The organism is Mitsuaria sp. WAJ17 (genome assembly GCF_014174515.1).
Taxonomy (GTDB): Bacteria; Pseudomonadota; Gammaproteobacteria; order Burkholderiales; family Burkholderiaceae_C; genus Roseateles_B.
Genome location: NZ_JACJUG010000058.1, coordinates 1 through 8,513 on the forward strand (window position 1 = coordinate 1; position 8,513 = coordinate 8,513).

The following is an 8,513-nucleotide window of genomic DNA, read 5'->3' on the forward strand; positions in this document are numbered from 1 at the left end:
CCGCGCCTGCAGGCCCCGGCGGCTGGCGCGCGCGGTGGCGACGAGGTCCAGGGCCTGCGCCCCTACCAGCGCGGCGACCGCCCCAGGGACATCCACTGGAAAAAAGCCCTGCCCCAGGGCGACGCCCCACCGCAATGGTGGGTGCGCGAACGCCTGCCGCCCCAGGGCCAGGCCTTGTGGCTGCGCTGGGCGGACACCGCCGGGCTGGACGAGGAGGCCCGCCTGGCCCGCCTCTGTGCCTGGGTACGCCTGGCCGGCGGCCAGGGCCTGCGCTTCGGCCTGCAGATTCCCGGCGGGCAGTTGGGGCCGGACAGCGGCGACACCCACCTGCAGGCCTGCCTGCGGGCCCTGGCCCTGCACGGCCTGCCTGAGGGCGCAAGGGAGCCCGCGGCATGAAAGCGAGCGAAGGCAAGACCTGGCACCAGGAGGCCCTGCGCTGGCGCCCGCCGGGCCGCGAGTCACGGGACACCTTCTTCCTGCTGGGCCTGATCGCCGCCACCGTCCTGCCGCATGCGGACCACCTGCCCGGCTGGTGCCTGGCCCTGGCCGGCCTGGTGCTGGGCTGGCGGGGCTGGCTGGCCGCCGCCAACCGACCCCTGCCCGGGCGCTGGACGGTGACCCTGGTGCTGGGCGTGGCCGTGCTCGCGAACTGGCTGCAATTCCGCACCCTGCTGGGCCGCGAGCCTGGCATCACCTTGCTGGTCCTGCTGATGGGGCTCAAGACCCTGGAGCTGCGGGCGCGGCGCGATGCCTTCGTGGTGTTCTTCCTGGGCTTCTTCCTGGTCCTGACCCACTTCCTCTATTCGCAGTCCCTGCTGACCGCGCTGTGGACCGTGGCCTGCACCTGGGGTCTGCTGACCGCGCTGGTGCTGGCCCAGATGCCCCTGGGCCAGCCACACCTGGCCCTGGCTGCACGTCAGGCCGCGCGGGTGACGCTGCAGGGCCTGCCGGTGATGGTGGCCCTGTTCCTGCTGTTCCCCCGCATCGGGCCGCTATGGGGCATTCCCGCCGAGGGCGTGGGGCGCACTGGCCTGTCGGACCGGCTGCAGTTCGGCGGCATCAGCGAGATCGCCAATGACCAGAGCATCGCCATGCGCCTCAAGGTGCTGGAGGGCCAACCCGATCCGCGCCAGTGGTATTTCCGCGGCCCGGTGCTGAGTGACTTCGACGGCCGCCTCTGGACCTCCACCGACGAGCTACCGTCTGGCGAGCCGCCCCTGGACGCAGCCCGCCGCCAGGCCCTCACGACCGGCCCCCGGCTGCGCTACGAGCTCACGCTGGAGCCTCTGCGCATCCGCGTCCTGCCCATGTTGGAGCTGGACCCGGCCACCGCGGGCGAGACCCTGCAGTTGGACGAGCTGCGCCTGCGCCTGGACCGTGAGCATGTCTGGCGCACCCAGCGACCGCTCACCGAGCGCGTGCGCTTCCAGCACCAGGCCCATCCCGCCTCCGAGGCCCTGCCCCAGCAACTGGAGCCCGGAGAACTGTCCGACTACCTGGCCCTGCCGACCGGCCTGAACCCCCGCAGCCTGGCCTTCGCGCAGGCCTTGCTGCAGCGTCCGGCATTGGCCGCCCTGCCGGAGTCCCGGCGCCCCGCGGCCGCGGCCCAGGCGCTGCTGCAGCACCTGCACGAGCAGCCCTTCAGCTACACGCTGGCGCCCGGCCGCTATGGCGAGCAGAGCCCGCACCTGATCGACGAGTTCTGGTTCGACCGCCGCCTGGGCTTCTGCGAGCATTTCGCCAGTGCCTTCGTCGTGATGATGCGGGCCATGGGCATGCCGGCCCGCGTGGTCACCGGTTACCAGGGTGCCGACCCCGAGCCGCAGGACGGCTTCTGGGTGATACGCCAGTCCCAGGCGCATGCGTGGGCGGAGTACTGGCAGGCGGGCACGGGCTGGGTGCGCGTCGATCCCACGGCCGCCGTGGCGCCTTACCGAATCCAGCGCGGCCAGATCCTGGAGCCGCCACCTGGCCTGGTCGGCAGCATGCTGGGCACCGTCAGCCCCGACCTCTGGCGGCGCCTGCGCAATGGCTGGGAAAGCCTGGACAACCGCTGGCAGCAATGGGTGCTGGGCTATGCGCGCCAGGACCAGTTCAAGCTGCTGAGCAAGCTGGGCTTCGAGAGCCCGGACTGGACCGCCCTGGGCCAGGCCGCGGCCGGCCTGATCGCCAGCGTGCTGGTCCTGGCCCTGGCCTGGAACGTCTGGCAGAGCCGCCCCCGCGACGCCTGGACGCGCCAGCGCCTGAGCGTGCAGCGGGACCTGACCCGGCTGGGCGTGCCCGCGCCGCTGCACCTGAGCTACAGCCACTGGGCCCAGGCCCTGGAAGCGGCAGCAGGGCCGGGTGCCCGCACCGCGGCTGCCCTGCTGCGCGACTGGGACCAGGCCCGCTATGGTGCCGGCCCGCAGCCGCCGTCCAGGGCCTGGCGCAGCGGCTGGCGGCAGGCGCTGCGCGCGCTGGGGCGTCCGCGTTGAGGCCCCGGAGCCCCGGCCGGTCCGGGATCCGGCGCCCCCCGGCAAACCCTGCCAGAAGGAACCAGCACAAATGGTTACACTTCAGCCCCATTTCAACAAAGAGCCAGGGAGGACTCCTTGAAATTTGCAACCATTGGCGCCGTGGTCGGCGCCCTGGCCCTGAGCGGCTGCGCATCCGTGATGAATGACAGCACCCACCCCATGAAGGTGGAAACCAAGAGCGAGACCGGCGAGATGATCAGCGGCGCCGACTGCAAGCTGACCAACGACTACGGCAGCTTCAGCGTCAAGTCGGGCGACACCACCCAGATCCGCCGCTCCGGCAAGGACCTGGACATCCTCTGCACGCATCCGAACAACCCCGACGCCACCGCGCGCGCCGTGTCCCGTGCGAACTCGGGCATGTACGGCAACATCATCCTGGGCGGCGGCATCGGCGCCCTGATCGATCACAACAAGGGCACGGCCTACACCTACCCGACCTGGGTGCAACTGCAGTTCGGCAAGAGCCTGGTCTTCGATCGTTCAGCCGAGCAGAACGGCCAGCCGGTGACGCCGGCCGAGGTCGCCAAGTAAGCAGTCCTTGCGCGACAGGGCTCCCCTCGGGGAGCCCTTTTTTCATGCCGGCTCCGGGATTGACGCAGTGCCGCACACGCCCTGGCGCTGCCATCATCCGCGGCACAACCCGCCCCACTCTTTCGAGACTCCAGCGACCATGCAACGACGTCACTTTCTCCAGTCCACCGCAGCCCTGGGTCTGGCCGCGGGCCTGCCTGGCCGCGCCCTGGCCGGCCGCGAGCGTCTGCGCCTGGCCATGATCGGCACGGGTCTGCGGGGTCAGGTCTTGCTCAAGGAGTTGCTGCGCCGCGAGGACGTGGAGGTGGCCGCCCTGTGCGACATCGAACCCCTGATGCTGCGCAAGGCCCTGGACCAGTGCGAGAAGGCCGGCCGGCCGCAGCCCCGCGTCTTCGGCGCGGACGCCGACCCCCAGGCCTTCCGCCGCCTGCTGGCGCTGAAGGGGCTGGACGGCGTCATCATCGCCACGCCCTGGGAGTGGCATGCGCCCATGGCCATCGCCGCCATGGAGGCCGGCGTGCCCGTGGGCTGCGAGGTGGTGGCCGGCATCAGCCTGCAGGACCACTGGGATGTGCTCGACACCCAGCTGCGCACCCGCACGCCCTACATGCTGCTGGAGAACGTCTGCTACCGCCGCGATGTGATGGCCGTGCTGCAGATGGTGCGCGCCGGGCTCTTCGGCGAGCTGGTGCACCTGCAGGGCGGCTACCAGCACGACCTGCGCGCCGTGAAGTTCAACAGCGGCGATCCGGCACGGCCCTATGGCGGCGGTGTCGAGTTCGGCGCCACGGGCTGGTCCGAGGCGCGCTGGCGCACCCAGCACGCCGTGCAGCGCAACGGCGAGCTCTACCCCAGCCACGGCATCGGCCCCTGCGCCATGTACGCCAACATCCACCGCGGCAACCGCTTCACCCACATCAACAGCTTCGCCAGCAAGGCCCGTGGCCTGCAGGACTACGTGAACCGCAAGATGAAGGCGCCGGCCGATCACCCCAGCGCCAGCACCCGCTTCAGTCTGGGCGACGTGGTCACCACCACCCTGGCCTGCGAGAACGGCGAGACCATCCTGCTGCAGCACGACACCTCCCTGCCCCGCCCCTACTCCCTGGGCTTTCGCGTGCAGGGCACGGACGGCCTGTGGATGGACCTCAACCATTCGATCCACCTCGAAGGCAAGAGCCCACCCCACCGGTGGGAGGACTTCCAGGCCTACCAGGACCGCTACGACCACCCCCTGTGGAAGAAGCACGCGGCGCAGGCCGAAGGCGCAGGCCATGGCGGCATGGACTTCTTCGTGGTCCACGCCTTCGTCGAGGCCCTGAAGGCGCAGGCGCCCATGCCCATTGACATCTACGACGCCGTGGCCTGGAGCGCCATCACGCCGCTGTCCGAGCAGTCCATCGCCGAGGGCTTCAAGACGCTGGCCTTCCCGGACTTCACCCGGGGCCTGTGGAAATCGCGCAAGCCGATCTTCGCCTTCAACGACGCCTACTGAGGAGGCCGGGCCCGCGTGAACGCCCGCACATAGCGGCGGCAATGGCCGGCGCGGGCTGACCATGACCGATGGCGCACCGGCGGCGACCCGACACAATCGCGGCGCATGAAGCCCATCGCCCGCACCCAGCTGATCCAGACCCTGCAGGCGGCCCTGGCCGCCCACCCCGACGTCGATGCCGCGTGGGAAGGCGGCAGCGCGGCCTTCAGCTACCGCGACGAGCTCTCGGACATCGACGCCGTGCTGGTCGTTGCCGACGAGGCGGTCGATCCCGTGTTCGCCGCGGTCGAGGCCGCGCTGCGCGCGCTGTCACCCATTGCCCTGCAGCACGAGATGGCTGGCACCAGCGGCTACCGCCAGCGCTTCTACCGCCTGCGCGACTGCAGCGAGTTCCTGGTACTGGACCTGGTGCTGATCCGGCGCAGCGATCCCCTGCTCTTCCGCGAGGTGGAGCTGCACGGTCACGGCCGGCTCTGGCATGACAGGACCGGCGTGCTGCAAGAAGCGCACCTCGACCCCGAACAGGACCAGGCCGCCGCCCGTGCCCGCATTCCGGTCCTGGCCAGCGCCTTCGAGATGTTCCAGCACATCCCCACCAAGGAACGCCTGCGCGGCCGCGCCGTCGAGGCCCTGCACTTCTACCAGGCCATGACGGTGCGCCCGCTGATGGAGGCCCTGCGCCTGCTGCACTGCCCCGCCCGCCGCGGCTTCGGCCCGCGCTATCTGGCCCGCGACCTGCCGGCCGAGGTCTGCCGGCGCCTGGAACGCCTGAGCTTCGTGCGCGACCTCGAGGACCTGGCCGAGCAGCACGCCCAAGCGCAGGTCTGGTTCAACGAATGCCTGGCCGTGCTGCGCAGCGAAGGGCCCGGGGCCTGGCAGGCCCAGTCGCCCAACGGGCAGTGAATGCCGAGCCTGAGTCCTGCAGGCGGGCGATGAAGCTGGGCTCCGTGGCCGCACAGTGGTGCTATCCCGTGAAGTCCATGCGGGGCGAGGGCTGCGCCTCGCTGCGCTTCGACGCTCGCGGCGTGGTGGGCGACCGGCTCTACGCGGTCCGCAACGCCGAGGGCAAGTTCGGCAGCGGCAAGACCACGCGGCGCTTCCGGCAGATGGATGGGCTGCTGGACTTCAGCGCGCGGAGCCTGGACGGCAGCGAAGCCCCCGAACTGCAGTTCCCCTGCGGCCAGCGCCTGCGTGGCGATTCGCCCGGCCTCGACGAGGCGCTGTCCGAGGCGCTGGGCCAGCCGGTGACGCTGGCCAGGGAGGACGAGGTGTCGCACCTGGACGCCGGGCCGGTGCATCTGCTGAGCAGCAGCTCACTGCAAGTCCTGCAGGCCGCGCTGCCCGGGACAGCCATCGATGCGCGCCGCTTCAGGCCCAATCTGCTGATCCAGTGCGAAGCCGATGGACCGGCGGAAGTGGACTGGATAGGCCGGACGCTGTGCCTGGGCCCGGAGCTCAGGCTGCAGATCAGCGCCCCCACGCAGCGCTGCGGCATGGTGGCCGCGGCCCAGGCCGGCTTGGCCCAGGCGCCTGAGCTGCTGCGTCATCTGGCGCAGGGCTTGGACATGCAGTTCGGCCTGTATGCCCGGGTCCTGGTGCCAGGTCTTGTCCGCCTCGGCGATACCGTCATCCTGGAACCCTGACGGCCTGCCCGGCCAAGCCGGCCCGCGCTGCAGCAGAACGAGGCCGCCGGCCCCTCGAATCAAGTCCTGCGCCCTGTTGCAAGCGGTTGCTCAAGCGCGAGTAAGGCTGCGGCGAATCCCTTATGCTCTGCGCCCGCCTTCCCGCAATCCCTCGCCAGCCTTCGCGCTCTCCCATCTTGCTGCAGCCCTCGATCCCCCGCCGCCCCCTTCTCGCCCTGGCTCTGCTGGCCGCCGGGCTGCTGACTGCGCCCCTGCTGCGGGCCCAGGAGGCCGCCTCGGCACCCGCCCCGGCTCAGGCGGCCAGCCCTGCAGCGGCCAACCCCGCGGCGGCCAAGAAGAAGCACTCCGCCACCGCCAGGAAAGCGCCGAAGGCCAAGGCCGCCAAGCCCACCCGCCATGCCAAGGGCGGCACCGCACCCGGCAGCGCCGACGCCCGGGCGCCCGCCCTGGGCCAGACCGCTGCCGTGCTGGCCTTCGCCGCCGAGCACGCGGCCTCGCTGAACCAGACGCCCGAGCAGATTGCCGCCCTGCTGGCCCAGGCCCGCATCCTGCCCAGCGTGCAGCGCCTGATCATGCCCACGCCCGCAGGCACGGCCAAGGACTGGATGGCCTACCGCGACCGCTTCGTCGAACCCCGGCGCCTGCAGGCCGGCCTGGCCTTCTGGGAGGCCAACGCCGAGGCGCTGGCCCGGGCGGAAGAGAGCTACGGCGTGCCCGCCGAGATCGTGTTGGGCATCATCGGCGTGGAGACCTTCTACGGCCGCATCATGGGCGGCTTCCGTATCCTCGACGCCCTGGCCACGCTGAGCTTCGACTTCCCCACCGGCCGCAGCGACCGCAGCCCCTTCTTCCGCGAGGAGCTGCACCAGTTCCTGCTGCTCAGCCAGCGCGACGGCCTGGACCCGCTGGCGCTCAAGGGCTCCTACGCCGGTGCCATGGGCCTGGGCCAGTTCATGCCCGGCAGCTGGATGCGCCACGCCGTGGACTTCGACGGCGACGGCCATGCCGACCTCATCAACAGCCCGGCCGACGCCATCGGCTCCGTGGCCAACTTCCTGGCCCAGCACGGCTGGCAGCGCGCCCTGCCCACCGACTACACCGTGGCCGCACCCGCCGGTACCGCCGAACGCGCCCAGTTGCTGGCACCGGATGTGCGCCCTACCTTCACCCCCGCACAGATGCAGGCCCTGGGCGCCCGCCTCTCCGAGGGCGGCCAGGAGCACACCGGCAAGCTGGCCCTCATCGAGCTGCAGATGGGCGACGCCGCCCCGGTCTACGTGGCCGGCACCGACAACTTCTTCGCCCTGACCCGCTACAACCAGTCGGCCTACTACGCCATGGCCGTGATCAGCCTGGGGCGCAAGCTGGGGCAGATGAGGCGGGCGGGCATCGAGTGAGCTGCCGGCCGGCGGCAGGACGGCTCAGGGCTCCTCGCCGGCCATGGTCTCCAGCCCCTCCGGCCCCTCCGGCTGCGCCCCCAACCCGCGCAACTGCCAGTAACGCGGGTTGCGTTCCCGCTCGCAGCGGGGCCGGGGCTCGCCGCTGAGCCAGCGCCATGCGCCGCAGCCGGGGCTCTGCCAGACGGGAATGCCCGCCGCGCGCAGGCGGGCCAGTACCTCCGGGTGCGGGTGGCCGAAGCGGTTGCGGTAGCCGGCCTGGGCCAGGGCCAGGCGCGGGGCCACGGCGGCCAGGAAGGCCGGCGTCGAGGAGGTCCGGCTGCCGTGGTGGGGCAGCAGCAGGACCTCGCTGGGCAAGACCTGACCCTCTGACAGCATCTGCGCTTCGTCCGGCGCCTCCACATCGCCAGTGAGCAGCGCACTGTGGCCCCACACGCAGCACGCAGGAGCGGTGGTTGGGACGGGCGGCGGCCAGGGTGCGCGGCGGCTGTGGCGGGCCGGGGTGCAGGAGCTCGAAGCGCACGCCGTCCCAGTGCCAGTGCTGGCCCCGCTCGCAGGGCTCGTGCGCCTGGCCCTGCAGCAGGGTGTGCCCGGGCGGCAGGCTGCTGCGCAGAAGCGGGGGCCGCAGCTGGCGCAGCACGGCCGTCGCGCCGCCGACGTGGTCCAGGTCTTGGTGGCTGAGCATCAGCTGATCCAGAGCCCCCCAGCCCAGGGCACGCAGCAGGGGCAGCAGCACGCGCTGGCCGGCATCCGCGCCGCCGCCCCAGCGCGGACCGGTGTCATAGAGCAGCAGGTGGCCCGCGGTCCGGACCAGCACTGCCGTGCCCTGCCCCACATCGGCCGCCAGCAGCTCGAAGCGCCCCGGCGGCGGATGCGGCACCACCGGCCACAGCAGGCCCGGCAGCAGGGGCAGGCCGGCGAGCCGCCA

General features: G+C 71.8%; 8 protein-coding genes and 1 pseudogene. 7 read left to right on the top strand and 2 right to left on the bottom strand.

Features of this window, described 5'->3' with window-relative positions; genetic code table 11:
• The 7 genes from H5407_RS22995 to mltB all read left to right on the top strand — a co-directional run.
• Window positions 1–396 (top strand): DUF58 domain-containing protein (locus H5407_RS22995; protein ID WP_183106824.1); only part of this gene is annotated, 396 nt, incomplete at its 5' end.
• On the top strand, window positions 393–2,474 hold the full coding sequence (locus tag H5407_RS23000; protein WP_183106825.1) for a DUF3488 and transglutaminase-like domain-containing protein: 2,082 nt from the start codon (window positions 393–395) through the stop codon (window positions 2,472–2,474). The genes H5407_RS22995 and H5407_RS23000, both read left to right, overlap by 4 nt.
• Before the next feature lie 117 nt (window positions 2,475–2,591).
• Window positions 2,592–3,050, top strand: a complete 459-nt coding sequence (locus H5407_RS23005; protein WP_183106826.1) for a hypothetical protein — start codon at window positions 2,592–2,594, stop codon at window positions 3,048–3,050.
• A gap of 139 nt (window positions 3,051–3,189) precedes the next feature.
• A complete protein-coding gene (locus tag H5407_RS23010; RefSeq protein WP_183106827.1) occupies window positions 3,190–4,545 on the top strand; it encodes a Gfo/Idh/MocA family protein in 1,356 nt (451 codons plus the stop codon).
• Window positions 4,546–4,650: 105 nt separating this feature from the next.
• On the top strand, window positions 4,651–5,448 hold the full coding sequence (locus H5407_RS23015) for a hypothetical protein (protein WP_183106828.1): 798 nt from the start codon (window positions 4,651–4,653) through the stop codon (window positions 5,446–5,448).
• A gap of 29 nt (window positions 5,449–5,477) precedes the next feature.
• On the top strand, window positions 5,478–6,188 hold the full coding sequence (locus H5407_RS23020) for an MOSC domain-containing protein (RefSeq protein WP_183106829.1): 711 nt from the start codon (window positions 5,478–5,480) through the stop codon (window positions 6,186–6,188).
• A gap of 176 nt (window positions 6,189–6,364) precedes the next feature.
• Window positions 6,365–7,585, top strand: coding sequence for a lytic murein transglycosylase B (mltB, locus tag H5407_RS23025; RefSeq protein WP_255501408.1), 1,221 nt, complete (start codon window positions 6,365–6,367; stop codon window positions 7,583–7,585).
• Window positions 7,586–7,609: 24 nt separating this feature from the next.
• On the opposite strand, the gene H5407_RS24795 is transcribed toward mltB, so the two are convergent.
• Both H5407_RS24795 and H5407_RS24800 read right to left on the bottom strand, forming a co-directional pair.
• Window positions 7,610–8,020, bottom strand: a complete 411-nt coding sequence (locus H5407_RS24795; RefSeq protein ID WP_310737694.1) for a hypothetical protein — start codon at window positions 8,018–8,020, stop codon at window positions 7,610–7,612.
• A 229-nt stretch (window positions 8,021–8,249) separates the two neighbouring features.
• Window positions 8,250–8,468 (bottom strand): annotated as a pseudogene (locus H5407_RS24800) (MBL fold metallo-hydrolase); the annotation flags it as partial.
• Window positions 8,469–8,513 lie beyond the last annotated feature (45 nt).